General features: G+C 52.4%; 26 protein-coding genes. 16 read left to right on the forward strand and 10 right to left on the reverse strand.

Going from position 1 to position 26,349, the window contains the following annotated elements; translation table 11 throughout:
* Nucleotides 1-6: 6 nt before the first annotated feature.
* On the reverse strand, nucleotides 7-1,209 hold the full coding sequence (locus B4E62_RS17255; protein WP_414633272.1) for a hypothetical protein: 1,203 nt from the start codon (nucleotides 1,207-1,209) through the stop codon (nucleotides 7-9).
* A gap of 483 nt (nucleotides 1,210-1,692) precedes the next feature.
* Here B4E62_RS17255 and B4E62_RS17260 point away from each other — a divergent pair, with 483 nt between their 5' ends.
* From B4E62_RS17260 to B4E62_RS17300, 9 genes are all read left to right on the forward strand, one after another.
* Complete coding sequence (locus B4E62_RS17260; RefSeq protein ID WP_331352927.1) at nucleotides 1,693-4,596, forward strand: hypothetical protein; 2,904 nt, start codon at nucleotides 1,693-1,695, stop codon at nucleotides 4,594-4,596.
* Between the two features lie 6 nt (nucleotides 4,597-4,602).
* Nucleotides 4,603-5,415, forward strand: a complete 813-nt coding sequence (locus B4E62_RS17265; RefSeq protein ID WP_310067647.1) for an SH3 domain-containing protein — start codon at nucleotides 4,603-4,605, stop codon at nucleotides 5,413-5,415.
* Nucleotides 5,385-6,050, forward strand: a complete 666-nt coding sequence (locus B4E62_RS17270) for an outer membrane beta-barrel domain-containing protein (protein ID WP_331352928.1) — start codon at nucleotides 5,385-5,387, stop codon at nucleotides 6,048-6,050. The genes B4E62_RS17265 and B4E62_RS17270 overlap by 31 nt, the downstream gene beginning before the upstream one ends.
* Nucleotides 6,051-6,073: 23 nt before the next feature.
* Nucleotides 6,074-6,577: a TlpA family protein disulfide reductase gene (locus tag B4E62_RS17275; RefSeq protein ID WP_374725241.1), complete on the forward strand. Its 504-nt coding sequence runs from the start codon at nucleotides 6,074-6,076 to the stop codon at nucleotides 6,575-6,577.
* Nucleotides 6,574-6,798 carry a DUF4266 domain-containing protein gene (locus B4E62_RS17280; protein ID WP_310067642.1) on the forward strand — a complete coding sequence of 75 codons (225 nt, stop codon included), beginning with the start codon at nucleotides 6,574-6,576 and terminating at the stop codon, nucleotides 6,796-6,798. Before B4E62_RS17275 ends, B4E62_RS17280 begins: the two co-directional genes overlap by 4 nt.
* A complete protein-coding gene (locus B4E62_RS17285) occupies nucleotides 6,785-7,945 on the forward strand; it encodes a DUF3570 domain-containing protein (protein ID WP_331352929.1) in 1,161 nt (386 codons plus the stop codon). Before B4E62_RS17280 ends, B4E62_RS17285 begins: the two co-directional genes overlap by 14 nt.
* Before the next feature lie 143 nt (nucleotides 7,946-8,088).
* Entirely contained in the window at nucleotides 8,089-9,300 is a 1,212-nt protein-coding gene (locus B4E62_RS17290; RefSeq protein WP_331352930.1) for a beta-ketoacyl-[acyl-carrier-protein] synthase family protein, read from the forward strand.
* Nucleotides 9,297-10,115: a beta-ketoacyl synthase chain length factor gene (locus tag B4E62_RS17295; protein WP_331352931.1), complete on the forward strand. Its 819-nt coding sequence runs from the start codon at nucleotides 9,297-9,299 to the stop codon at nucleotides 10,113-10,115. Before B4E62_RS17290 ends, B4E62_RS17295 begins: the two co-directional genes overlap by 4 nt.
* Before the next feature lie 3 nt (nucleotides 10,116-10,118).
* Nucleotides 10,119-11,723 carry an NAD(P)/FAD-dependent oxidoreductase gene (locus B4E62_RS17300; protein ID WP_331353090.1) on the forward strand — a complete coding sequence of 535 codons (1,605 nt, stop codon included), beginning with the start codon at nucleotides 10,119-10,121 and terminating at the stop codon, nucleotides 11,721-11,723.
* A gap of 19 nt (nucleotides 11,724-11,742) precedes the next feature.
* Here B4E62_RS17300 and B4E62_RS17305 read toward each other — a convergent pair whose 3' ends face one another.
* Together B4E62_RS17305 and B4E62_RS17310 are read right to left on the reverse strand one after the other, a co-directional pair.
* Nucleotides 11,743-13,113, reverse strand: a complete 1,371-nt coding sequence (locus B4E62_RS17305) for an AMP-binding protein (RefSeq protein WP_331352932.1) — start codon at nucleotides 13,111-13,113, stop codon at nucleotides 11,743-11,745.
* Nucleotides 13,114-13,130: 17 nt separating this feature from the next.
* Complete coding sequence (locus tag B4E62_RS17310) at nucleotides 13,131-13,400, reverse strand: phosphopantetheine-binding protein (protein WP_331352933.1); 270 nt, start codon at nucleotides 13,398-13,400, stop codon at nucleotides 13,131-13,133.
* Between the two features lie 185 nt (nucleotides 13,401-13,585).
* Here B4E62_RS17310 and B4E62_RS17315 point away from each other — a divergent pair, with 185 nt between their 5' ends.
* From B4E62_RS17315 to B4E62_RS17345, 7 genes are all read left to right on the forward strand, one after another.
* Nucleotides 13,586-14,554, forward strand: a complete 969-nt coding sequence (locus B4E62_RS17315; RefSeq protein WP_331352934.1) for a hypothetical protein — start codon at nucleotides 13,586-13,588, stop codon at nucleotides 14,552-14,554.
* Nucleotides 14,551-15,321, forward strand: a complete 771-nt coding sequence (locus B4E62_RS17320; protein WP_331352935.1) for a lysophospholipid acyltransferase family protein — start codon at nucleotides 14,551-14,553, stop codon at nucleotides 15,319-15,321. Before B4E62_RS17315 ends, B4E62_RS17320 begins: the two co-directional genes overlap by 4 nt.
* A gap of 70 nt (nucleotides 15,322-15,391) precedes the next feature.
* A complete protein-coding gene (locus tag B4E62_RS17325) occupies nucleotides 15,392-15,658 on the forward strand; it encodes an acyl carrier protein (protein WP_331352936.1) in 267 nt (88 codons plus the stop codon).
* The gene (locus B4E62_RS17330) at nucleotides 15,658-16,104 is read left to right on the forward strand and encodes an acyl-CoA thioesterase (protein WP_331352937.1); all 447 of its coding nucleotides are present in this window, start codon (nucleotides 15,658-15,660) and stop codon (nucleotides 16,102-16,104) included. The genes B4E62_RS17325 and B4E62_RS17330 overlap by 1 nt, the downstream gene beginning before the upstream one ends.
* Nucleotides 16,101-16,766 (forward strand): hypothetical protein, encoded by a 666-nt coding sequence (locus B4E62_RS17335; RefSeq protein ID WP_331352938.1) that lies wholly within the window; start codon nucleotides 16,101-16,103, stop codon nucleotides 16,764-16,766. The genes B4E62_RS17330 and B4E62_RS17335 overlap by 4 nt, the downstream gene beginning before the upstream one ends.
* Nucleotides 16,767-16,790: 24 nt before the next feature.
* Nucleotides 16,791-19,109 carry an MMPL family transporter gene (locus B4E62_RS17340; protein WP_331352939.1) on the forward strand — a complete coding sequence of 773 codons (2,319 nt, stop codon included), beginning with the start codon at nucleotides 16,791-16,793 and terminating at the stop codon, nucleotides 19,107-19,109.
* 31 nt (nucleotides 19,110-19,140) lie between these two features.
* Complete coding sequence (locus B4E62_RS17345; protein WP_331352940.1) at nucleotides 19,141-19,869, forward strand: 3-ketoacyl-ACP reductase FabG2; 729 nt, start codon at nucleotides 19,141-19,143, stop codon at nucleotides 19,867-19,869.
* A 33-nt stretch (nucleotides 19,870-19,902) separates the two neighbouring features.
* Here the strand turns inward: B4E62_RS17345 and B4E62_RS17350 are convergent, their stop codons facing one another.
* The 7 genes from B4E62_RS17350 to mdoH all read right to left on the reverse strand — a co-directional run bounded on the left by B4E62_RS17350 (nucleotide 19,903) and on the right by mdoH (nucleotide 26,349).
* The gene (locus tag B4E62_RS17350) at nucleotides 19,903-21,129 is read right to left on the reverse strand and encodes a beta-ketoacyl-ACP synthase (RefSeq protein WP_331352941.1); all 1,227 of its coding nucleotides are present in this window, start codon (nucleotides 21,127-21,129) and stop codon (nucleotides 19,903-19,905) included.
* Nucleotides 21,126-21,617 (reverse strand): hypothetical protein, encoded by a 492-nt coding sequence (locus B4E62_RS17355; RefSeq protein WP_331352942.1) that lies wholly within the window; start codon nucleotides 21,615-21,617, stop codon nucleotides 21,126-21,128. The genes B4E62_RS17350 and B4E62_RS17355 overlap by 4 nt, the downstream gene beginning before the upstream one ends.
* Nucleotides 21,610-22,614, reverse strand: coding sequence for a hypothetical protein (locus B4E62_RS17360; RefSeq protein ID WP_331352943.1), 1,005 nt, complete (start codon nucleotides 22,612-22,614; stop codon nucleotides 21,610-21,612). Before B4E62_RS17360 ends, B4E62_RS17355 begins: the two co-directional genes overlap by 8 nt.
* Nucleotides 22,611-23,348 carry a glycosyltransferase family 2 protein gene (locus B4E62_RS17365; protein WP_331352944.1) on the reverse strand — a complete coding sequence of 246 codons (738 nt, stop codon included), beginning with the start codon at nucleotides 23,346-23,348 and terminating at the stop codon, nucleotides 22,611-22,613. The genes B4E62_RS17360 and B4E62_RS17365 overlap by 4 nt, the downstream gene beginning before the upstream one ends.
* The gene (locus B4E62_RS17370) at nucleotides 23,345-23,758 is read right to left on the reverse strand and encodes a hypothetical protein (protein ID WP_331352945.1); all 414 of its coding nucleotides are present in this window, start codon (nucleotides 23,756-23,758) and stop codon (nucleotides 23,345-23,347) included. Before B4E62_RS17370 ends, B4E62_RS17365 begins: the two co-directional genes overlap by 4 nt.
* Nucleotides 23,755-24,333 carry a hypothetical protein gene (locus B4E62_RS17375; protein ID WP_331352946.1) on the reverse strand — a complete coding sequence of 193 codons (579 nt, stop codon included), beginning with the start codon at nucleotides 24,331-24,333 and terminating at the stop codon, nucleotides 23,755-23,757. The genes B4E62_RS17370 and B4E62_RS17375 overlap by 4 nt, the downstream gene beginning before the upstream one ends.
* An 87-nt stretch (nucleotides 24,334-24,420) precedes the next feature.
* The gene (gene mdoH / locus B4E62_RS17380; RefSeq protein WP_331352947.1) at nucleotides 24,421-26,349 is read right to left on the reverse strand and encodes a glucans biosynthesis glucosyltransferase MdoH; all 1,929 of its coding nucleotides are present in this window, start codon (nucleotides 26,347-26,349) and stop codon (nucleotides 24,421-24,423) included.

A 26,349-nucleotide genomic window follows, 5' to 3' on the forward strand; every position in this document is an offset into this window, starting at 1 on the left:
TCTCCCCTATTGGCCTTTACAGTAGTTGGCGGTGTCGATAAACACCTGCTTCAACTGGTAGTTGTTGGCGGCAAAGTTCTGGGTAAATTCCTCGACCTTGGCTCTATCGGTGGCATCGCCCGGTTTGCGCAGGCATACGTTTTGGAACACTTTCTCAACTTGGCAACTGGCGAAGGCTTTGGAATGTGCCAGTTCCATATTCATGCTCTTCGCGCCGCTACCCATACCGGACAATGCCGGTGAATTCCACGCCCAGCCCAAATGGCTGTTCTGGCCTCTACGCCAGTAGTTTTGCCAATCGTCATTGGTGGTCACATAACCGGGTTTAAAGGTGGAGCTGTTGATCCGGTACTTCTTCTCCACACGACTGTTGGTATCAGGGTCGATGACGCCCTCGCTGTTGTAGTGGATTGCGCCATTCACACCATCCGGATCGGCAGTGATATCGAATTCGTAATCATAATAGGCGTAGGCTTTGGCCATTGGGTCCATGCCGTTGTGGCAACCGATGCAGTTGTTGAGGAATACCCGGCTATCACCACCGGGGCTACGGCTTACATCCTGGCGGATAAAATCCGGCACCAGTGAGGTGTCGTGTACTTGCTCAAGGTCGCGGCAAAGATGGTTGACCAAAGTAAAACGGAACATGGCGCGGTTGGTACCCGCGATAAAAAAGGCTTTGGCGGCCGCACGGCTAGTGATGATGCCGGAGGTAGCCGAGGCAGGAAGCCCGTTTATTGTCGATTGAGTGCGACGCACCAGCGTGTCTTTCAAACTGATACCCAGATTTTCCAGTGCTTCATAGTGCTCGTTGTTACTGTTGGAGTAGGCGGGCAGACCGCTGGCATTGCTGGTGTAAATCACATCGTCGTAAAGCGCGGTACGAAAATCCGCATCGTCGCGCACAAGGCCGATAACGGTGGCGGTGTAGTCATTGAGTGGGGCGAAGACAGTCTGGTCGCGGTTGGTCCAGGGCGTCGCCATATTTTTCAGCGTGACGCTGTAAAAGGACTCGTTGTTCATGGCGATTTTTACCGCTTCAGCGACTTGGCCTGCATCTATCTGCGCTGCCATTTGCAGCAGCACTGCTTCCGAGGGCGGCACACCGGCGACGCGGTTGTGGATTTGTACGGCCTGCTCGCGCGAGCCCGCTTGAGCGAGGGAGGAGCTGATGGCGAAAACGAGAAGGCCTGTTGCGAACCTTGCAATAAGGCTCGATAACAAAGGCCCTCCCTTGGGCGACCCGGTATGGGGCGGCAGGAAAGATAGGTTGTTCACGGTTGCTCCCAAAGAGTTCTGGTTGCCTGGCTGATTTACCAGCAGGGCAATCTTTTTAGGTAGAGAAGGATCAGATTATAGTCAGCACATGGGATGAAACATGTGCCTAATTAGAGTAAGCCTTTGCCTACTTAATCACAGATCTACAAGACAGGCGCTTAGATCAACATATATCAGTGCGGTGGCGCGCAGACGAGGGTTGGCATTCGTCGCACTAACCAAAGGATTTCACCGTCTTTCGTGATTAAATCGAGAGAATGGCGCACAGGTTTGCCTGACAATTATCTGCACCGGCGCTGTTGGCTATCTTTATTGGCAAGAGCGACTATAACTTTCCCCATCAACCTCATCCGGTGCAACCTGCTGACCTCGTCCCAAAAGGGGTATAAGCCAGTGCGATATAAGGCAAATGTTATGAATCTCTGCGAGTCTCTTCTTCGCCAGCGTTTTCTATTGGCGGCCAGTTTGTTAGTGCTGCTGCCGGGATTGAGTTCCTGTGGCGGTGGTAGCGGTGGCGGGAGCAATGGCGGCGGGCAACAGCCTGATCCGGTGGTGGTGGATTTGCCTATCGCCTACATAGAGCGCCCGATCCCGCTGGATGAGGACGGAGAGCCGGTGTTTCCCGATGTGTTTGAGCCAGCGGCATTTAATCCTGGAGCCAAACTCTTTATTAAAGCGCGCGCCACTGCCCAAGCGGCAGCGGTGGATATCAGCTCTGCCGCTTTCCCATTGGAAGATTTTCCGGTTGAAGATTTCCCCGATGGGCCGCTATACGATGTTAAAGATATATCGGTACACCCGGATGGACAAAAGTTGATTTTTGCCATGCGTGCGCCGGAGATTGAAGGCGCCGATGAAGAGGATCAGCCCACTTGGAATATCTGGGAATACCAGTTGGAGACTAAAGTTCTGCGCCGGATTATCAGCGCCGATATAGTCGCTGAAGCAGGGCAAGATATTTCTCCTCGCTATCTCACCGATGGTCGCATCCTCTTTGCATCCACGCGCCAGACGCGCAGTAAGGCGATTTTGTTGGATGACGGCAAGCCCCAGTATATTGCCGGTATTGATAGCGACCGCAATGAACCTGCTTACGTACTGCACACCATGAAGGATGATGGTACTGATATACAACAAATCACCTATAACCAGAGCCACGATATACAGCCGGGCTTGTTGCCTGATGGTCGCGTGTTTTATATGCGCTGGGACAGACTAGGGAATAACAATCTCAGTCTCTATACAGTCAATCCAGACGGCACTAACAGCCAGATTTATTACGGCCACAATAGCCTAAATGAAAGTCCGGACGATGATACCCAGACTACGCCGCGTCTATTTAACCTCAATACCATGCCCGATGGCCGAATCGCCGCCATCCTTAAGCCTAGTGGCGCATTGCTTGGCGGCGATATGGTGGTCATTGACGGCGCTGGTTTTAGTGAAAACAACCGTCCAGTACCTGGCGCTACGGGAATGAGTGCGGCCGGACAGGAGCGCATCTCTATACTGCCGGTGAATATCCGGGAGGGCGATGGCGAAATTTCGACACATGGACGTTTTGCCTCGCTCTACCCGTTGTACGATGGCACTAACCGTCTGCTGGTGAGTTGGAGCCAATGCCGATTGCAAGAGCCGGTGACCGAGCGTTTATTGCCTTGTACTGAAGCGAATCTTGCTATCCCCGATATTGAAGAGGCTGAGCCTTTTTACGGTATCTGGATTTACAACATTGCCCAACAAACTCAACAACCAGTAGTTCTGGCCAAAGCCGGCGTGATGTATACCGATGCGGTCTCGCTCGAAAAAATTACTCCACCGACCTATTTTCGCTCTGAGGTGGATACCCAATTAGCGCAGGAGGCAGTGGGGGTGCTGCATATCCGCAGTGTTTACGACGTCGATGGGGTCTTCGGCCGCTACGGTTTTAATAACGCCCCCGCGAACCTTGCCGCTATGGCAGCAGCGCCGGCTGCCCAACGGCCTGCACGCTTTTTGCGCCTTATCAAAGCGGTTTCCATGCCCGACAACGATACACTCGATTTTGAAGGTACTGCCTTTGGTGTGAGTGGCGGGGTGATGCGCGAGATTCTCGGCTATGCGCCCATCGAACCGGATGGCTCGGTGAAAGTGAAAGTGCCAGCTGATGTCGCTTTTACTATAGAAATCCTCGATGCCAATGGTCGTCGCATCAGCCCTTTGCACAATAATTGGTTACAACTGCGCCCAGGCGAAGTGCGCGAATGCAACGGTTGCCACAACAACCAGAATGATGTGGCTCATGGTCGTGCCGGTGCGGAAACTGTAGCGCTTAATCAAGGGGCGGCAACTAGCGGCGTACAGTTTCTCAATACCATCCGCTTTGACGCTTTAGGTACACCCATTGCACCCAGCATGGGCGAGACTATGGCGGAATTTGCCACCCGATCCACCTTTTGTGAAACCCCTGGCAATCCTGCAAGCTGTGCCCCCGTTGCCCAGCGTCAGCCGAGTGTGGATATTGTCTTCAATGATGAGTGGACAGATACAACCGTGCGCGCCAAAGATACCAGTTTTGAGTATCGTTACAGCGCACTCGCTGAAGACCCCGCGCAAATTCACGCTCCCACAGCGGAAGCGTGCGTTGATCCGGATGGCTGGAGCAGTCTGTGCCGCGTCATCATCAATTACGAAACCCATATCCAACCGCTCTGGGAACGCAGCCGTATGGTCGATGCCGTCGAGCGCCAGTGCATCGGCTGTCATAGTCGCAATACTACCGATGCCAATGGTAACGCGCTTGTGCAGGTTCCGGCAGGTCAGCTAGAGTTGACCAATCAGCCATCAGATTTAAACAATGATCATATGACTGCTTATCGCGAGTTGCTCAGTGCAGATTTACGTCAGATCCTCACCGATGATATGGCGGGTCTCACGGACAATATTCCGGTATGCGAATTTGTCGTAGATGAAGATGCGATTCCCGAGTGTGTGGTGACTCTGGATGTCGACGGCAATCCCACTTGTGAAGGTGTAGTGGATTGTCCCTTTGTGCAGCAGGAGGTCACCGATGAGTTGGGCGTAGTGGAATTGGTGTTGGTGTTAGATGCCGACGGCAATCCAATTCCCCTTACCCGCCAGATTGGTGTGTCGCCCTCCATGTCCACCGGTGGCGCCCGTGCCAGCGCCAGAATTTTTGATCGCTTTGCCAATTTTGATGCGGCAACGGATACTGTCGATCATCGCGGCTGGCTCAATAACAGCGAGCTGAAATTATTATCGGAATGGCTGGATATTCGCGCGGCTTATTACAACAATCCTTTTGACTCGGTAGATTGATTTTCAATGACGATTTTCGGCGCATCACAACAACAAAAACACTCGCGCATCTCTTCGTTGATCGGGCGTCTGTTCGCGAGTTGTTTACTGCTGGCGGGGCAACCGGTTCTGGCGCAGGGTTGGTTCAGTAATTGGTTTGTTGCGCAAGAGCCACTACAGGTCAGCGTTGATGAGGCATTTATCAATGTCTACTCCGGCCCGGGGCGCGGCTATCCGATTTTCCATGTAGTCGAGCGCGAAGAAATTATCACCCTGTTAAAAAGCCGCACTGAATGGATCAAAATTAAAACCAGGCGTGGCATTGTCGGCTGGATCAAGCGCGACGATATGGAATTCACCCTCGCGCTTGATGGCAGCAAACCAGAATTTCCTGATAGCAAACAAGCTGATTATTTGGTTGATCGGTTTGAAATGGGGGCGGCTTATGGCGATTTTGCCGGTGCCGATAGCCTGACCATGAATATAGGGTATCGCTTCACCAAAAATTTATCTGCGGAGTTGCGCTACGCCGAAAATACCGGGCAGTTTTCTGACAGCCAAATTATTGCCGGCGGTATTTTATTCCAGCCATTTCCAGAGCTGCGCGCATCACCTTTTTTAAGTATCGGTGGTGGCACTATCAACACCTATCCCAGTTCAACACTGGTGCAAACGGAAGATCGTGAAGACAATTTATTGCAGGCCAGTTTGGGCACTTACGTCCATATTACTGGCCGTTTTTTTCTGCGGGTGGAATACACCAATCACTACATAATCACCAGCCGCAATACCAATGACGAGGTTAATGAATGGAAAGTTGGATTCAACGTCTTTTTCTAAGCGCACTGCTACTGGGTTTAACTGGTATTAACAGCAGTGCTTACGCGCAGGATGACGGCTCCAGTGATGACGATGAGTTGGAGCAAATCATTACTCCCGATATCAAGCGCCGTACAATTAAAGAAGATGATCTGGACAGTGAAAACTTTGAAATGGGCATCTTTTATGGGCTGCTTAGTGTTGAAGATTTCGGTACCAACGATGTAGTGGGAATTACATTTGCCTACCACATCACGGAGGACTTTTTTGTTGAAGCGGCTTACGGTATGAGCAAAACCGAAAAAACCAGCTATGAGTTATTGAGTGGCGGTGTGGAGTTGCTTACCGATGATGAGCGCGATTTGAGTTATTACAATATTTCACTCGGCTACAATTTTTTGCACGGACAGGTTTTTATTTCTGACAAGTGGACCTTCAATAATCATTTCTACATAGTTGCCGGTGCAGGCAATACCGATTTTGCTGCGAAGGATTATTTCACTACCAATTTCGGTGCCGGCCTGCGTTTTTATACTACCGATTGGTTGGCGTTGGATTTAAGTATGCGCGGCCACAGCTTTACACATGAATTGTTTGGTGAAAGTAAAACCATTACCAATCTCGAATCGCGTTTGGGATTGTCGTTATTTTTCTAGCGTTAATTGTTGGAGTTAGTGATATGTCACTGCAAAAATTTGTATCCAAAAAAATACTGGGGTTAGGGGTAATGCTCGCTGCAGGCCTCTTCGCGGTTAACGCCAGCGCAGACGCCGCGCCCGATTTCACCCTGCCCAGCAGCACCGGTGAAAATGTGCGTTTGGCTGAGCAGCGTGGGCAGGTGGTGATGTTGAATTTCTGGGCGTCCTGGTGTGGCCCTTGCCGCAAGGAAATGCCATTGCTGGATGAAATGTCCAAGCGCTACAGCGCAGCCGGTTTTGTGCTCTACGGTGTAAATGTAGAAGAGGACAATACCGATGCAAAAAAATTAATTAAAGAATTAGGCGTGAGCTTTCCGATTCTGTATGACACAGAAAGTAAAGCCAGCAGTTTGTATAATGTCGATGCTATGCCGACTACTGTGGTGATTGATAAAAAAGGTGAGATCCGCTTCGTCAACCGCGGTTACAAAGCGGGTGATGAAAACAAATACCGCGACCAAATCCGCGAGCTGATCAAAGAATGATACTTCGCCGCCTGCTTTTTATTGTGCTGCTGTTTAGCATCGCCGCCTGTAGTCCCATCAAGCCTTGGGTAAAACCTTATGAACGGCAAAAAATCGCCGATGAAATCATGAGCTTTGAACGCAACCCCATCGCCGATTCTTACTTGCATCACGTCTACGATGCACGCGAAGCGGCGCGCGGTGGCGATGGTGCATCGGGAGGTGGCTGTGGTTGTAATTAACCGTTTACTGTTATTGGTGTTGACGCTGGCGAGTAGTTTTTTACAGGCCGCGGTTTTGCCTGATGAGCGCATTGATGTGCTTTATCACGGTTACGATGGTGGCGGTGCGGAAATTAATGGCCCTTCAATTTTAGTGCGCAAAAATCTTGGTGCATCGGTATCGGTTGCTGCGAATTATTATGTGGATATGGTGAGCAGTGCATCGATTGACGTGCAAGCTACTGCCAGCCCCTACAGTGAAGAGCGCAAAGAAAATGGCATTAGCGGTCAATACCTGATTGATCGCTCCACGATAAGTTTGGGTTATACCAGTAGTAAAGAAAATGATTACGATGCATCGACTTACACCTTTGGTATCGACCAGAGTTTTTTTGGCGATTTAACTACGCTCGGTTTTGGCGTTAGTTTTGGTGAAGATGTTGTTGGCCAAAATACTGACCCAACTTATGAACGCAACTTGGAGCGGCGGAAATACAGTGTCAATGCTTCGCAAATTGTGACAAAAAATTTATTGGCTTCGTTCAGTTTTGACAGTGTCAGCGATCAATGTCTTGATCTCACTCAGGATGAAAGTTGCTTGAATAACCCCTACCGCTCGGTGCGCTATTTAAGTGGCACGGGGGGGTATCTCTATCAATCAGAACTTTATCCACATACACGCAATAGCGATGCATTCGGTTTGCGAGCGATATATTACTTGCCCTATCGCGCGTCAATACGAGCTGAAGTGCGCCAATTTTCCGATAGCTGGGGTATTGATGCGGATAACTTTGAATTGCGCTATTTACACCCTTATCGCGAGCAATGGCTATTTGAAGTTAAATATCGGATGTATAAACAAACGGGCGCCGATTTTTACTCGGATTTATTTCCTTATCGCGATGCGCAAAACTTTTTGGCACGCGATAAAGAGTTAAGCCCGTTTTCATCGACTACGATTGGCTTGGGAGTAACCTATAAAGTTCCGGCAGGAGTGATTCCCTGGTTTGAAAAAAGTACGGTTAATCTTAACTGGGATAAATTCGATATCGACTACGATGACTTCCGTGATGCGCGTGTATCGCCTACTGAATATGCTGCCGGTGAAGAGCCGCTCTACAGTTTGCAGGCCGACGTAATTCGCTTTTACCTGTCCTTCTGGTTCTAATCCTGTCTCCATTGATCCGGCGTAAACCGTCATCCGTAGGGATGACGGTTTACGCCTTGCTCTCTATAATCCCGAATTTTTTTCGATGGGCGCTTTGTGTTGATCCCATCCTCGTTTTTCTATTGCCAACAAGAGAGTGACTTGTGTCTCGAGACCAGATAATGATTGTCGATTATGACGCGACCTGCGCCGCTGGCGCGGGTATGGATGAGATTCGCGCCGCCCTCGCCGACCAGCGCTCCGGCTTGCGTGCCAACGATTTCCCCGGCTGTGATCTACCGACCTGGATTGGTCGCGTCGCCGCCATTGATGAGTATGTTTTTACACCGGTGTTAGCGCAGTGGCAGAGCCGCAATAATGCACTCATCGCCCTGGGTTTACAGCAAGGCTCGTTGCAACAGTCGCTCGCTAAACTGGTTGAACGTTTTGGTTCAGCGCGCATCGGTGTGGTGATGGGATCCAGCACCTCCAGTATCGACCGCTCGGAAGAGGCGTATCGCCATTTGGATGGGCTAGGCCAGTTGCCGCCTCAATTCCTGCAAGAGCAGGTATTGAATCCGCACGCACCGGGCTTGTTCGTTGCTGAGTTACTGGGGTTGGATGGTCCCAATATGACGGTCAATACCGCTTGTTCCTCCTCCGCGAAAGTCTTTGCAACCGCTGCCCGCTGGTTGCGCACCGATATTGTGGATGCGGTCTTGGTCGGCGGTGCCGATACCCTCTGCCAGAGCGTGCTTTACGGTTTCCATTCCCTGCAGTTGGTGTCCGAATCCCCCTGTCGCCCCTTTGATGGCGCGCGCGATGGGATCAATTTGGGTGAGGCAGCCGGATTTGCGCTGCTGGTGCGTGGCGATGATGCCCAAGGCATTGAGCACACGGGTATCCACCTGAGTGGTTACGGCGAAAGCTCGGATGCGCACCATATGTCCCACCCGCATCCTGAAGGCGAGGGCGCACGTTTGGCAATTGAGCAGGCGCTGGAACAGGCGGGTTTGGCACCGGCGCAAATCGACTACATCAACCTGCATGGCACCGCCAGCCGCGCCAATGACCATATTGAAGGCAATCTGGTTGGCACCATGTTTCCTGCGTCCACGCTGGTCAGTTCCACCAAAGGCTGGACGGGACACACGCTGGGCGCTGCAGGAATCCTCGAATCCATTTTTGCGCTGGAGGCGCTATCGTCCGGCGTAGTTCCGGGTACGCTGAACCTTGCAAAGGTTGACCCCGAGATAGCAATCAAGATGACAGCTGCAAATCAAACGGCAGACTTAACCCATGTGATGAGTAACTCTTTCGGGTTTGGGGGTAACAACGCTTGTCTGATTTTTAGCCGTATTGGGGTGCAAGCATGAGCCAGGCAAAAATGACCGTGGACTTGGTTAGCATTGGCGCTTGGGGGCCAGCGTTCAATAATTGGCCTGAGCTGCAGGCGCTGTTTGCCAATCCAGCGATTGGCGATGATTTACAGTGGGCAACCCAAGTGCCTAAACCAGAAATTATCCCCGCTAACGAACGCCGTCGTGCGCCGCTACCGGTGCGCGCCGCTGTTGAAGTGAGCTGGCAGGCTTTGCAACAATCCGGTTTGGCATCCAGCGATGTGGCCTGCGTATTTGGCTCCGGTTTGGGCGATACCGAGATTACCGACTATATGTGTCGGGTGCTCACCACCGCCGAAAAGCAGTTATCGCCGACGAAATTCCACAATTCGGTACACAACGCTGCGGCGGGCTACTGGACGATCAGTACTGGCTGTATGAAATCCGCCAACTCCATTGCGGCCTATCAAAATACCGCCGGGTTGTCGCTGCTGGAAGCGATTATCCAGTGTCAGCAGCATCAGGAGCCCGTGTTGATAACCCTGTTTGATACCGCCGCCCATGATGCCTATCGCCAGATTTTCGCCTGCGAACATAGCTTTGCAGCCGCGCTGCTGGTTGTGCCTGCTGGCTCGGCAGCCTCTCCTGTAGCGCGCTTGACCATGGGTGATGATTCCGCCGCAACACCAACTGCTCCTGTGTTCCCCCATGAGCTGTTGGGCAATTTGTACCGCGATAACCCTGCCGCTAAAGTGCTGGGGCTGCTGCAACAACTGGCCGCAAAAAAGACGGGGCAGAGCAGTTTTACAATTAGCCCAGCACGCGTGCTTAATATTGATGTGAGTTTTTAGGTGATGATTCAAAACCTGTCTTATTGGGACGTGATTATTGCCGGCGGCGGTCTGGCCGGTTTGGGCCTGGCCAAGCAGCTAAAACAGGCGAATCCCGAATTGGCCATAGTCGTGGTGGAAAAGCAGGGCTTTCCGCGCCCGCGCGCGATTGCCAAAGTCGGCGAATCCACGGTGGAAATTGGTTCGCACTACCTATCGCATCACTTGGGACTGATGCAGCACCTAAAAGCCAATCACCTCAAAAAGTTCGGTATCCGTATCTTCTTTGGTGCGCCAGCCGATGACTTTGCCCAACAGGACGAGCTGGGCGCCAGCCAAACCTTTGGTATTCCTACCTACCAAATCGACCGTGGCGATATCGAAAATCACATTGCCGATGAGGTGCGCGAACTTGGCGTCAGCCTGATCGACAATGCCGATATCCTGCAGCTGGACATCAAGGCTGAAACTGGTTCAGCGCAGGACAAACAACTGGTGATTCGCACCGCCGGCGGCGAGCAAACCCTAATCGGCAACTGGATGGTCGATACTGCCGGGCGCGCCGGTTTGTTGAAAAACCATCTGAATCTCGCCGCTAAAAACGAACATAAATCCAACGCTATCTGGTTTCGGGTAGACCGAAAAATCACCCTGGACGACTGGTGCGCCAGCCCCGAATGGCACGCCCGCTGTATGCCGGAAGGGCGTCGCTGGCTAAGCACCAACCATTTGGTCGGGCCGGGTTACTGGGTGTGGATTATCCCGCTCGCCTCGGGTGTGACCAGTATCGGCATTGTGATGGACAATATAGCCTTTGATGCTGCTGCAATTAGCGACCAAACCTCCGCTATGACTTGGCTGGCGCAGCATCAACCGCGCTGTGCAGCAGCGATTGGCGATGCCAGGTTCCTCGATTTTGTGGTGCTACAGGATTATTCCTACGACTGCAAACAACTGTTTAGCGACCAGCGTTGGGCGGTGGCAGGCGAAGCCGGTGTTTTTGCCGATCCGTTTTATTCACCGGGTAGCGATTTTATTGCCTTCGCCAATGGCTTTATTTGTTCGCTGATCACCGCCGAGCGGCGTGGGCAGGACATCCGCGTGCAAGCAGTTGTCTATGAGCGCCTGCTGCGGTCCATCTATCAAAACACCTTGTCGCTCTACACTGGTCAATACGGTGGTTTTGGTGACCGGGTGATGATGGGCTTAAAACTCCTGTGGGATTACAGCTACTACTGGGGCGTGCTCTCGCTGCTGTATTTCCGCAGTGCCCTCTGCGACTTCGAACGCATTCGCCCACTTGCAGGCGAGTTGCACAAGGCGCAGCAACTGAACCAATCGATCCAAGCCCTGTTCCGCCAACGCGCCGAGCGCCGCTTGCAGCTGCCCAATCGCGGGGTGTTTATGGATCAATACCAAATTCCCTGCCTGCAATTTTTTAACAAGGTATTGATGGAAGACCCCAAGCTCCCGCTCGCCGACGAGCTGGCGCGTAATATGGCGCAAGTCGAACAAGTGGCCGAAGCGGTGCGGGATATGTTGGGGGAAATGCCCAGTCTTGACATTAGCGCTGCCGAGCGCGAGTTGTTGGGTGACTATCGGTTGAAGATATTAGGGAATGGCGGCTGAAAATTCTGGAGTGAGGCTATTAACTGCGCAGCTGCTGGTAAAACGCTAGCAACTTCGTACGCGGTAATTTACCGTTATCCTCGCGTGGCAGGGCATCCACCAGTAATAGCGGGCGCGGCATAAACACCGGGTCTAAATGCTCAGCAAAACGAGCGCTGAGTTGTTGTTTGGTGATGTCTTTACCCACCACCAATGCCACTGGCCGGGTGATGGCTTGCTGGCCTGGCTCGGGCATAAATACCACACCATCCACCACGCCCGGTGTGGCCAATAAGAGTTTGTTCATTTCCTGCACCGAGCCGCGTTTACCGGCGATTTCAATCATATCGTCGCCGCGCCCGAGCAGGCGAAAGGCGCGGCCATCGCGGGTCTCGATGCGATCTTGCACCGGTTGTTGCTGTGGCAAGTGACTGCCGCGAATCACTGTTAATTCCTCAGCAAACTCCAATCCTTCAAATAGCTGCCACACATCGCCTTGCGCCGTGCGGCGGCGCGCCATGGAACCGACTTCGCTGCAACCGTAAACCTCAATCAGATCGCCGCCAAAGCAGTCTTCAGTCGCCCTCGCCAGCTCAGTGGATAAGGGCGCGGTGGCGCAGAGCAATTGCGCCGCTTCCGGCATGTCCACGCCACTGGATACCAATGCGCGCAGATGCACCGGTGTACTGATCAGCAAGCGCGGTGCAGGCAATTGTTGCAGGGCGTTGGCGACATCCATTGGAAATAGTGGGCGCTGATCGCTGATGCACAGGCGTGCAAACAGCGGCAGCAGGAGCGACGTCTCCAACCCCCACATATGTTGGGCGGGCACGGTCGCCAAGGCAAAACGCAGCGTATCGCGATAATCGCTGCCGAGCATTTCCTGTGCGTTCATCCGGCTGCTGGTGACAAAGGTATGCCAAGGCTTGGGATTGCCTTTGGGCTGGCCAGTGGAGCCGGAAGTAAAGGCGATGGCGGCTAGCTGGCTGGCGGGAATTTGCGGAACATCGCACTCGGGTTCGCCGCGCAAATCTATCTGATTCAGATTGAACGCTGGGCAGGGGGCGATCAGGTTATCCAGTCCATCGTGCAGCACATAGCTGTCAGGATATTGCTCGCGCAGCAGCGCCTGGGTGGCGGGAGCGCGGTTCTGCGGTAGCAGGTTGGTTTGCCCGCGCACCAATGCGGCGCAGAAACCGAGGGTAAACAAGTAGCGGTTATCGCAGAGATTGATGGTGTAACCCGCTTCCGGCAAGTGCGCCGCGAGGCGCTTAACCTGCCCGATAAACTCATCCACACGGACGGCCACCGGTTGCACTCCCAACGCTGGCAGCAAGGTGCTGACACGGGCAACGCAATCATCGCCACGGCGTTCCAGCAGCGGCAGGTATTCCAGCTCGGCAGTGCGCATGGCGAATCCCTTAGCGCTTACTTGCCGTTATTATTCTGGACAAATTCGGTCAGCGAGGCGAGGGTGGCAAAGGCTTTGCGGGTGCGTTCGTCGTCAGCTTGCATTTGCACGCCGTACTTTTGCGAGATGGCCAGGGCGATTTCCAATGCATCAATCGAGTCCAATCCAAGCCCGTCGCCAAACAAGGATTCGTCCGGTGCTATCTCACTTGCCGCTATATCTTCCAGATTCAGTGCTTCTACCAATAATTCGGCCATTTCCAATTGGGCGGCGGTTTGCGCAGACATAGGTACCTCGGAGTTATTGTGATGGATTAGCGTTATTGACCAATCGTCGATGAAAAGCCGCGCAGTTTAACGGCTTTGTGCACCAAAATCACCCGACACGCCCGAGACTTACCTTAACGTGGCGGGTGTTTTTGGGTAAACTCGCGGCCTTTCACGTCACTCAGCCCTCACGATAAGACACTGCTATGCCAATGCTTCGCCAGGAATATTTACCCGCCAGTGCGGTGCCTGACACTGCCCACCTGCTTGCCCAGCCCGGTGTTCTGGCTTTGGTGAACTTTGGCGACAGTTGCGCGGCAATGGCGCAACCCGGCGTTATTCCGCTTGGTATGCCGTCGCTGTGCGATAAACCCTGGGAAGTTATTCGCTACGGCGATTCCATCGCCGAGCGCGGCACTGATGAACACTGCCAGTGGAGTTTGATCGAGGATGTTCTCTGCGTCGCCACCTGGATTGCCCCTGAAGATTGCAGCGATATAGAGGCCGCTACCGAAGTGGCCTACGGCCGGTTGTTCCGTGTAATCCAAGCCAAGGGCTTTCCTTATCCCTTCCGCATCTGGAACTTCATGCCCGATATCAACAACGGCGTTGGCGACCGAGAGGAGTACAAAAAATTCTGCGTGGGGCGCCAGCGCGCGTTTGATGACTACCATGTGGCACCCCAGGAGTATCCCGCTGCTTCGGCGCTCGGGCATCACACCAAGGGTGCGGTGATTTACCTGCTGGCCGGGCGCAATTCCGGTGTGCATCACGAAAATCCACGTCAGCAACCGGCTTATCAATACCCGCGTGAATACGGTCCCACCAGCCCCAGCTTTGCCCGTGCTACCAGCCTTGCACTGCGCAGCAGGGAGCAGGTGTTTATTTCCGGTACTGCCAGCATCATTGGTCATAACACTCAGGGAGTGGGCGATCTGGAGCAGCAGTTGACGATTACACTCGACAATATCAAGCACCTACTGATGCATGTGGGGCAGGCCGATAGCGAGCTGAGCGGCGTGCGAGTCTATCTTCGCCGCCCACAAGATCTGGCGGTTGCACGCGCTTTTTTCGCGGCGCGCCTGCCAGCATTGGTAGTGAACTTTATTCACGCGGATATCTGCCGCAGCCAACTGCTGGTAGAGGTTGAAGCCTTGGCTTCACCCCGGCTATGAGCCAGATCAATCGCTGTTGGCGCCTGCTGGCTACCGCGTTTTCCTTTGCGCTGTTTGGCGTGGGTGCACTGTTATTGGCGCTCTTGTTGGCGCCGCTGATCCGGCTGTTGCCCTGGTCCGAGGCGCGTCGGCGCCAGTTGGCGCGCCACTCCATCCAGCGTTGGGTGTGGCTTTATGTGCGCATCATGCGCGGCTTGGGGTTGTTTACTATTGAGTTCGACGGCGTTGACGCGCTCAAACAGCCGGGTGTTTTGGTCGTCGCCAATCATCCCACGTTGTTGGATGCGGTGCTGTTGATGGCGGTGATGCCTAATGCGACTTTTATTGTAAAGGCCGCTATGGCACACAATCCTGTTACCTGTTGGATAGTGTCCCTCGCCGGTTATATTCCCAATGATGAGGTGGGGGTGGAGTTGGTGGAGAAAGCCGCTGCCGCCCTGCGTACCGGTGAGACCCTGATGATTTTCCCTGAGGGTACGCGCACTCAGGGCGATACACTGACCCTCAAGCGCGGCGCTGCCAATATCGCGCTTGCCGCAAATTGCCCGCTCCTGCCAGTGATGATTGACTGCCAGCCTCTGACGTTGCGCAAAGGTGAGCCTTGGTATCACATCCCCGCGCGCGCGCCGCATTTTGTGTTGCGTGTGTTGCCGCTGATGAGGCTGGAGGCTCTGGTGGACAGAACCCAGCCGCCCGGCCTGCAAGCGCGTTCTCTCACCGCATGCTTGCACGCGCGCTTGCGCGATGAACTGCAGAAGCAGCGCTAAAGCTTGTATAATCCCGCGCCGGTCGCGCCCGGCGCGCCACCTTAAAAAGAATTAGCAAAAGATTCCCACTATGATCCATACCCGTGAAAGCCTCCTGGCCCGTATCACCGTGATACTACAAGAACAATTTGATGTAGAGCCTGACTCCATCTCTCTCGCTGCGCGCCTGCGCGAAGATCTGGACATCGACAGCATCGACGCGGTGAATTTGATGATTGAATTAAAATCCATCACCGCCAAAAAAATTACTCTGGAAAATTTCCATCAAGTCAAAACCATTGCTGATTTGATTGAGGCAGTTCTCGCGTTTTTAAGCCAGGATCAGGCAGCCAACTAATGCAGCGCCGTCGCGAGCCAAACGCAGTGCTCAGTGTGGATACCGCCATCATTGTGCCGTTTTTTGATGTGGATTCGATGAACATCGTCTGGCACGGGCACTACTGCAAATATCTGGAAGTGGCGCGCTGCAATTTGTTGGATAAGCTCGGTTACAACTACACCGATATGAAAGCTTCGGGGTTTATGTTTCCGATTGTGGACATGCAAATCAAATACATCCAGCCGTTAGTCTTTGAGCAGCAACTGGTAGTCACGGCGAGTTTGATCGAGTGGGAATATCGCCTGAAAATTCACTATGTAATTCGCGATGCGCTTACTGGTGCTGTGTTGAGCAAAGCCCACACAGTGCAAGCAGCAGTTGATGCCCAGACAAAATTATTGCGCATCGGCTGCCCTGACCAGCTACTCGAAAAAGTACAACTCCTGTTGGTGGAATGCCAGTGATACGCGCATCCATAAACACCATTTTGTCCCCCGCTATTATCGGCCTGCTGTTGATCGGCTTACACAGCGCTTGCGTCAAGGCTGCAGAAAATGGCGCAACCGCGACAGCGCTTTTACAAAATTACTTACCGGAAAGTTGTTATCAAACCGGTCGCTACCAGCAAGAGAAAAATCTGGCCGGGCTCACGAAATTGCTGCAGACCCAAGGCAGTTTTGCATTTGCCTGCGATAAGGGTTTGCTCTGGCATACGGCGGCGCCGCTTAACGAAACTCTCGTGTACAGGTTGCAAGGCACCACGCAATTGATAAAAGCTGACGGCAGCATACAAAAGCTGTCGGGTACATTGCAGCGTCATCTCGGGCAGATGCTGAATCACCTCTTGGGTGGCGATAGTGTCTATCTGGAAAAAAACTTTGTGATCACAGCAACGGAATCCGGTATCCGTTTGACGCCGCGTAAAAAGCGAATGGAAAAATTTTTGCGCGCAATTGATATCGCGCGGACAGATGCAGATGTCAGTATTCGTATGCAGCATCAAGGCGAAGAATACACAGCGATCCGGGTTTATGAATTGCAAACCTTGCCCGCGCTCACGGCCAATCAATGCACGCAATTGACTGGCGTTGCTGCATCTGCCTGTCAGCAGTTGTTGGCACCCTGATTTCTTTTCTATAGCGAGTGCGTTATGACGCAGCAACTTTATCGCCGTTGGTGTACAGCTGCTCTGGTGTTTCTCACGCTGGTCGCTCTTGTTTGTGTATTTGCCATTAGTCGCACTGGGTTGCACATAGATACGAATTTGCGCAGCCTTTCTCCTTCCTTCAACGTCGATGCTGCAGTCAATCAGGCGCTCAATAAAATGTCGGCCGATGCCGCGCAAAAATTTGTGCTGGTGTTGATCCACCCCGATGAAGATCGTCTTGCCGATGCCAGCGAGCAGCTGCGAGAGATGATCGAAGACGACACCGCGAACCTTCACTATGTCGATCAATCTGCTCTGGTCGATGCCTATGCTGCGCAACTCAAACAACATGCTTTCCATATTCTCGGCGCACAAGCCCAGGTTGCGCTGGCACAGCAAAATCCCACGGATATTTTGCGCCTCGGAGAAACCAATCTGTATGGCAATGGCGGTCTGCTGCGTTTAATCCCGGTTGCGCAAGATCCACTGGGTTTTGCCAATGAATATGCAGTGGGGCTGTTGGATCGTTTGGCGCTCAGATCAAGCGATGAAAGACAAACCGTTAAACGCGGTGATGAAGAATTATTTATTGCCGCGCATCTCTTGCAAATCGGTAGCGATGCATTGGAGATGAATCAACAGGATGCGGCGCTCCTTAGCATCAACCAATTAATTGCACGGCTTAACGTCCAGTATCCCGATGTAGAAATTCTCCGATCGGGAATTTTATTTTTTGCAGCAGACGCGGCGCAATCAGCGCGGGCCGATATTGATACTATCAGTACCGGCTCCATGATCGGCGTGCTACTGCTGATTCTGTGGGTATTTCGCGGTCCGCGTGCGTTGGTCTTGCCCGCGCTATCGATTGGTATGGGCCTGGCATTCGCCTTCAGTGTATGTCACTTCTGGTTTGGTTCGATACACGTGCTCACGTTGGTATTTGGTTCAAGTCTGATTGGCGTTGTGGTGGATTACGCGCTGCATTTTTATTATTTCCAGGCGCATCACCCACAAAGTGATAATCGCTTGCCGCTGTATCGCGCGTTGTTTTTAAGTCTACTCACCAGCGTGATTGGCTTTAGCGCGTTGGCATGGTCGGGTCTGGCTGCCTTGCGGCAGGTGGCAATCTTCGCGGCATTGGGCTTGATTTATGCGTGGTTGATAGTGATTGCGCTGGGGCATTACCTGACAAAAGGCATTAAGGTTTACGATTCAGGTTTGCAAAAAATTATTTTGCGCTGCTTGCATATGGCAGGAAAAATTCCTGCACGAGCCATAGTGCCAGCGGGAGTATTATTGCTGCTGGCTGGCTTTGCCGCGAAGGGGTTTGATTTGCCAGTGAGCGATAGCCCGCGCAGTTTTTTTGCTGCTAATGAACACTTATTGGCACAAGAAAAACAAGTGAGTGAATGGGTCGCCAGCCATGAGCCCGCCAGTTTTGTGGTGGTAGAGGGCAAGTCCGCACAGCAAATTTATGACCGCATCTATGCGCTGCAAGCAGGTGCCGGTGAGTTGGGGCAGCGGCTATTGGGCGTGCAGAATTTTTTTCCATCGCCACAAGAGCAGCAACAATTTTATCAATTGAATCAGCTGCTCTATGGTGAAGCAGGTTTAGCTAAAACATTTTTAGCCCAACAGCAACTCACGGAAATAGATTCGGCTGCGCTAGTGGCAGCCTACTCATCGCAGAAAAATCAACTGCTGAATCCGGCAGATTTTTTTAACAATGCACAAGCAGGATTACCTCCGCTTTGGTTTGCGGCAGAGGGCGACATTCACGCATTTCTATTAATTCCCAAAGGGACGAATACACAGGAATTAGCCGCAAAAATCGAATCGATTGAAGGTGTGCGCTTTTTCAGCGCCATGCAAGATTCAGAAATGTCCATGCAGACACTGCGCCGCTCTTCCATGGAGTTGCTGGTGCTCGCGTTGGTGTTAATGTCGGTACTATTACTTACCCGTTATCACTGGAAAAAAATGCTGCAGCTGATTGCGATACCGGTATTTGCGGTCTGCGCCAGTTTTGTGTTGCTGGCGCTGTTCAATGTGCCGCTTACTTTGTTTCATGTGATGGCATTATTTTTAGTGGTGGGCTTGGGCATGGACTATGTCATTTTCATCGCAGAAATGACCGAAAATTCGGTCGAGACCTTGTCGGCAGTCGCCATCTCATCCACTACCAATCTTTTATCGTTTGGTTTGTTGGGCTTAAGTATTTTGCCTGCCGTAAGTGCTTTTGGTATCGCATTATTTATCGGCAGTTGTTTTAACTTGATTGGCGCTGTGCTGCTCGCCAGCCGTCACTGGTCCAAGAAATAATCATTGGAATATCTGTGTCAGGAGAAAGCCTGTGAACAAAAAACGTATTTTAGTAACCGGTGCCAGTCGCGGTATTGGCAAGGCGTGCGCATTAAAACTGGGCGCCGATGGTTTTGATGTGTGCGTGCACTATCGCTCGGGAAAAACTGAGGCAGAGGCGGTGGTTGCGCAGATCATTGCCAACGGCGGCAGCGCCAGCTTGATTCAGTTTGATGTGTGCGAACGCGAAAAAGTCAGTGAAACTCTGGTGGCCGATATTGAAGCCAAGGGCGCTTTTTATGGTGTGGTGTGTAATGCGGGCATAGCCGCAGACAACGCCTTTCCAGCGCTCACTGGCGAACAATGGGACTCGGTCATTCACACCAATTTGGATGCGTTTTACAACGTGTTGTATCCACTGGTAATGCCGATGATTCGCCTGCGCTCAGGTGGCCGTATTGTCACCCTCTCGTCAGTGTCGGGTGTAATCGGCAACCGCGGCCAAACCAATTACAGCGCAGCCAAAGCGGGTATCATCGGTGCAACCAAAGCCTTGGCAATTGAATTGGCCAAACGCAATATCACCGTTAATTGTGTCGCCCCCGGTGTAATTGAAACCGATATGATCGAAGGCATTTATCACGACGAAGCAATGAAATTAGTTCCGATGCAGCGCTTCGGTAAAGTGGATGATATAGCCGCTACCGTGAGTTTTTTGGTCTCGGACGCGGCGGGTTATATTACGCGGCAGGTGATCAGTGTGAATGGCGGAATGTGTTAAGAGTGAATCCCCCTTTGAAAAAAGGGGGCGCTGTTACACCCGCTTAAAAATCAATGATGTATTGATTCCGCCAAACGCAAAATTATTGCTCATGAAATACTGTGCGTGTAATTCGCGCACTTCATTGCGAATGTAATCTAACTGGCCACAATTTTCGTCCACCTCAGCCAAATTTAAATTGGGTGAGAACCAGTTTTCATTCATCATTTCTATTCCCAGCCAGGCTTCCAACGAACCGCATGCGCCGAGGCTGTGGCCGATGTAACTTTTTAAACTGCTGAAGGGAATGTTGCTGCCCATCACTTCCTGCGTTGCAAGCGATTCCGCAATATCGCCGTGTAGCGTTGCAGTGCCATGGCCGGAAATATAATCAATTTGTTCTGGGTTTAATTGCGCATCGAGCAAGCTTTTTTGCATCACTTTTGCCATGGTTACCTGATTTGGGCGCACCAGGTGGTTGCCATCGCAGTTGGTGGCAAAGCCAATCACTTCGGCAAGAATTCTGGCGCCGCGCGCAACGGCGTGTTCCCAATCTTCCAAAATCAAGGTACATGCGCCTTCACCTAATACCAATCCATCGCGCTGCGGATCAAAGGCGCGTGGCGACAATTCCGGTGTGGTATTTTTTACGCTTGCGGAGTAAACCGTATCGAAGACAGCAGCCTGTGTTGGGCAAAGTTCTTCAGCGCCGCCCGCGATCATAATCGTTTGCTGGCCGCTGCGAATGGCCTCATAGGCAAAGCCGATACCTTGGCTGCCGGCAGTGCATGCGCTGCTGGTTGTGTACATTCGCCCGCAAGTGCCGAAGAGCACACTGATATTGACGGCGGCCGAATGGCTCATCATGCGCAAATAGGTTGTGCCGTTTAATTTCGCCATGGATTTGTGTTCGAGCAGCCCAAAAAATTCCATCGCGGCATCACTGCTGCCGGTGGCAGAACCATAGGCGACTCCCGTGGCGTCGCTGCTGATAATCGGGTCCTTAAATAATCCTGCGTGAATTAATGCCTGTTCGGTGGCGGCTACCGCCATCTGTGCAACGCGCCCCATGCCGCGCTTTTTTTTCATGGTGTAATGCGCGGGTAACACAAAATCATCCACGGGCGATGCAAGGCGCGTTTGCAATTCCGGGTATTGATCCCACTCGTGCATATAGCGCACGCGATTTTTTAATTGCAGCAAATTTTCGCGAATCGTTTTCCACTCGTTACCCAGTGCAGAAATGGCACCGGCGCCGGTTATTGCGACACGTCTTGTCACGCGCTTGCTCCTGTAATTGATGCTTCCAATGATTGTTGATGCTCGTCTGAAGGGGTTATCAGCGGTTTGCGAAAGACGGACAATTTTGCCGATGCACAGAGGTGTTGATCGCGCAGATTGATAATCTCGCATTGAAAATTGGCGAGGCTATCGCCCACTACGGCCACTTCAGTGCAGCGCACTTGCAGTAAATCACCCGCGCGAAAATAGGGGACTCGCGCTTCGTATTTGCGCGTGCCCAACAGCAATCCCAAGTGAGGCGCGACCGTGCCTTGTTGCAATTGGTAACCGGCAATCAGTGCGGCGGTTTGCCCCATGTATTCCACACCAATCCAACTGGGCACACCTTTGCCTGCCATAAAAAATGATGACTGCTCATTGATATCAATTTCAGCGCAGGAAAAATTCTGGCCCAACTCAATAACGCGATTGAGTAACAGCATGGGTTCGCGGTGGGGAATTAAATCGTAAATGCGTGAATCAATCATTTGCGGTAGCCCCAGATTTTTCTGTTATCCGTGATTCGGCGGCCGGTTGGCTGCTGGCCCAGTAGGGATAAAAATTAAACCACTGCAGTGGAGCGCGGGCAGCTTGCTGCTCCAGCGCCTGCGCATATTGTTGTGCGTAAGCGCGCAGTTGTGCGCCGCCATCGTCGCGCGGCAGTTTTACTTGAGGCGCAAAGGGCACCAACTCGAAATAAATTTTCTTGGCATTACGATAGGAAAACATCAACTGCACTTCGCATTGCAATACTTTGGCGAGCATGTAGGGGCCAATAGGCAGCTGCGCCTGTCGGCCTAAAAAATCCACCGTCACGGTGCGCGCTTCTCCGCTGAGGGGAATACGATCGCCGGCGATAAAGAGCCACTCGCCATTATCAATTTTGGCTTTGAGTTGCAAAATAAGGGGAATGTCTAATTCATTTACTTGATAAATATGAATGCGCGAGGCCGGATTAATTTTCTGCATCGCCGCGACAAAATTTGCTGAGTGTTGATCGTACACCAGCGCGTTAATAGTTTTGGCTTTGTAGCGTTGAACAAAGCCACGGCAGTATTCCAGATTGCCGAGGTGGGAGCCGATAATTAATTGGCCCTGTGTTTTGGCCATAAAATCAGCGAGCAGAGGTTCGTTGGCGATTTCAAAATCCTGTTCATGCATGGGGATACTCCATGCCAGGAGCTTATCCAGAATACATTGACCAAAGGAATACATATGGCGAAACACATCGCTGTAGTTCGGTGTTTTGCCCTGCCAATAATTCGGATACTGGCGCGCATGGGTTTGCAAAAAATCCAGCGACGCTTTGCGCGCGCGGCGATTAAGCAGAAAAAAATACACCATGATCGGGTAGAGCAGGATATTAAAAAAACCGCGTCCAAACAGGCGTTGCAGCCATAGCAAAAACATAATGCCTCGAATGGTGCCCGACTCTTGCAGAGTGGACCAGTGAGCGTTTTTTTCTGTGCGCGGATCGCTCATCATCTGCCTCGCAAACGCTGCCATAACAACATTGGCAGGCGTACCAGCATGCCCAGCATTAAGCGGGCATGTAATCTAATCAGCAGCAGATTGTCGCTCAGGTAATTGAAGTGCGACACATTGTGTTCCGGGTAGATCACTTTGGTCTCGATAAACACCAGTGCGGTGTTAAGCCAGACTGCCTTAACTAACAACTCGGTATCAAAATCCATACGATTGCCGATGAAATACTGGTCGAGCACATTTTCAATTTGCGTGAGCGGATAAACACGAAAGCCACATAAACCATCTTTGATGCGCAATGAGAGCGTTTCCAGTGCAACCCAAAAGTCTGTCACTTTGCGCCCGTAAACTCGCGCCTTGGGCGCTGACGCATCAAACACCGGTTTGCCGCAAATTATCGCCTCTGGCTGCGCTTGGGATCGCTGCACAAAACCGGCAATGTCCTGAATGTCATGTTGGCCGTCAGCATCGATTTGAATGGCGTGGGTAAAACCCAAGCTGCGTGCAAAATAAAATCCCGCCTTAAGTGCGCCACCCTTACCGCGATTGCGCTGCAATGCAAAAAAGTGAGCATTGGCATACTGCGCCACGGCTGCTGCCACTTGCGCACGGCTATGGTCATTGCTGCCGTCATCCACCACCACCAGCGGCAAACCGGTTGCAATCAGTTGCGGCAAAAAGGCTAGGAATTGGCGCTCGTGGTTGTAGTGGGGAATTAATAAACAATAACTCATAAGTCGCTGCCGGCTGCCGGTGTGTTAAAAACGAGTTTGCCTTCGGAAAACAGGGTTTCCTCGTGGCTGTAGCGAAATTTCACTGCGGTTGTTGCACCGCCGGAATAATCCAGCGTCAATTGTAGGGATTGACCGGGCAACATGACCTGCTGGAATTTTAAATTGTCGATGCGAATACACTCATCGCTGGTCGCAAACAGGTATTTGGCGAGTTCCCCTGCCCAGTGAGTTTGCACTACACCGGCAACAACTGGCTGCTCTGGGAAATGCCCTTGCAACCAATGCATATCAGCCGCGATAAATAAATCGATAACACAGCGGTGTTCGCTGCTGCTGATGGCATTCATGCGTGGCCAGTGCGCAGACGAAAAATGGCTGCGCAGCTGCGTTAGGTTTGATGAATCGGTCATTGCGTCTCGTCGCGATATTTATTGATGTAGTAGCGGCGGTAAGTATATTCGAGTGCGAAAAACAGCCCGAAAAAAACATAAGAGAGTAGGCCGCTGTAAAGTGCCCAGCTTTTCAAACTGGCGAAAAGTGCCTGGTAGAGTGCAATCAGCGCATTGCCAACGAGCAACAGCGCCCATATGCCGGTCAGAACACGGGTATAGGCTTTTGCGCGCGCTGTGATTGTTTCTCCCGCCATGCGCGCCATGCGTTCAATCAAACTCTCCGGTGCGCGCAGCGATAAAGCAAAAAGCAGAGCAACGCACAGGCTGATTAGCACCGGATATAGCTTGAGCAAGAATTCGTTGTTGACCACTACCAGCGCCAGACTATAGGCAAGGGTGATGAGCAGCAGCGCCCATTCGGTTGTTGTCATGCCCTGTTGGCCGTGAAGGCGTGCAACAACAAATTTGGCAACGGCCAGTGTTGCAAGCACCAGCGCGAAAATAGCAGGGCTAATATGTTGGATGCCCGCATATACCAGCAGTGGATAAGCGATAGACACGCTGGCCAGGATCAATGTGATCAAAGGTTTCATGCCGGTGGCGGTCCTGTTGGAAGCAGAGCTGGGCAGTAGACGAAGATGCGAACAAAAACCTCCGCCGAAGCGGAGGTTTTCAATCCATTAGCGCTTTACCGGCACGTAATCATCCATGGCGCGATGCGGCATATCCGTCCAATTATCGGCTGGTAAAGCCGGGATCGGTGCGGGTGCAGCCAGTGGCGGATGTTCGACCGCTAAGAGTTCATTCAAGTGCGATAACACCGGGTCTTCGCTGGTCTCATCAGGGCTCAAAAAAATCTTGTGGTTGCGCGTTCCCCGGCCCCAATCGAGGCTGCTGGAGTAGCGCACCAAGGGTGCAGCCAGTACCAGTCCGGTTAATACTGGCAATAACCACCAGAAGAAAATTGGTGCATAGGTGTAGGTCATAAATCCCCATGCAAGCGCTGCTGTAGTCATTTTGGAGGTGCGTGCGAAGCATTCGCCCCAGGGTAATAAGCGGCCTTCGCGGTCTTGCGAATCCCAATTTACTTTGAAACCGAGCAATACAGAAATTACAAAGTAGGCGTGATAAACCATCATGATTGGTGCGATCAGCACCGCAAAAATAGTCTCGATTATTGTGCCTTTCACAATCGCGCGCGCGCCGCCGAATTGTTTGCGTCTGTGGGTGAGTGCCACTATCACGCCGAGCAACTTTGGCCCCATCAACAGGGTGGTAGTGAGCAGGATCAGCGCCACAATCAATTCGGTTTTGGCAATCGGCCAGTTGGGGTAGAGCTGGTAGACCTCGGTGAAATAGACGTTTGAGTTGATCGCGCGCACTACAGCGTCGGCAGTACTCAGTACCAGCATCAGCAGCCAGATTAATGAGGTGATGTAGGCGATAGCACCCAACAAAAAATGCATGCGGTTAATGGGGTGCAAATCCTTGGTATCGACAATGCCCAAGTGTTGGATATTGCCCTGCACCCAGCGGCGATCGCGTTTGGCGTAATCGATAATATTGCACGGCACTTCTTCGTAGCTGCCCTCCAGATCGGCAAGCAAAAACACATCCCAACCGGCGCGGCGCAGCATGGCGGCTTCCACAAAATCGTGGCTGAGAATATCGCCCCCAAAAGGCGCCTTACCGGGCAGCGTCGGTAGGCCGCAGTGATCGATAAAGGCGCGCATGCGGATGATGGCATTGTGGCCCCAATAGTTGGCGGCGTCTGTCTGCCAAAAGGCGAGACCAGTCGCGAGCATTGGGCTGTAGAGCACCGCAGCAAACTGTACAAAGCGGCCAAAGAAGGTGGTCTGGCGCACGGGAATCGGAATGGTTTGAATCAAGCCTGTGCGTGGATTGGCTTGCATGGCGCGCACCATTTTCAGCAAGCAATCGCCCGCCATAATGCTGTCGGCGTCCAGCACAATCATGTTTTCGTAGTTCGCACCCCAGCGCTGGCAGAACTCGGCGAGGTTACCCACTTTGCGCGCGATATTTTTCTCGCGGCGGCGATAAAACGCCTGCTTGCCCAAGTCACCCAGGCGCTCCTGCAACAGCTGCCAGGCATCGCGCTCAGCTTGGGCGATAGTCAGGTTGGTGGTGTCACTGAGCAGGAAGAAATCGAAGTGGGCGATCTCTACGGTCTTTTCCAGCGAGCGCAAAGTCGCCTCAAAACCGGCGATTACGCGGTGAGTATCTTCGTTATAGACTGGCATCACCACCGCAGTGCGGCAGCTGATGGGCGATGTGTCCTCTAGCATGCCTTTGGTGGATTTCAGCGTGAGCGGATCGATGCGCAACATCTGCAAAATAAATCCGAACAAACCGCTCCAGAATGCGAGGGCGAGCCAGGTAAAACTGATGCCGAACAGCACCAGAATAACGGCTTCCAGGGTGGTCAGGTCATTGGCGCGCAGGATATCGAACATGATGTACACGCCGCTAATAGCGGTGAGCACGCTCAGGATCACATACACATAACGGCGCAACGACTTGCCCGGGATGCGTATGGCATCCGCAGGCAAAACAGTTAGGTCAGCGGGGGCGCGAAACTCGTGGGTCAT

It is taken from the genome of Cellvibrio sp. UBA7671, assembly GCA_002483145.1.
GTDB classification, from domain to species: domain Bacteria; phylum Pseudomonadota; class Gammaproteobacteria; order Pseudomonadales; family Cellvibrionaceae; genus Cellvibrio; species Cellvibrio fibrivorans.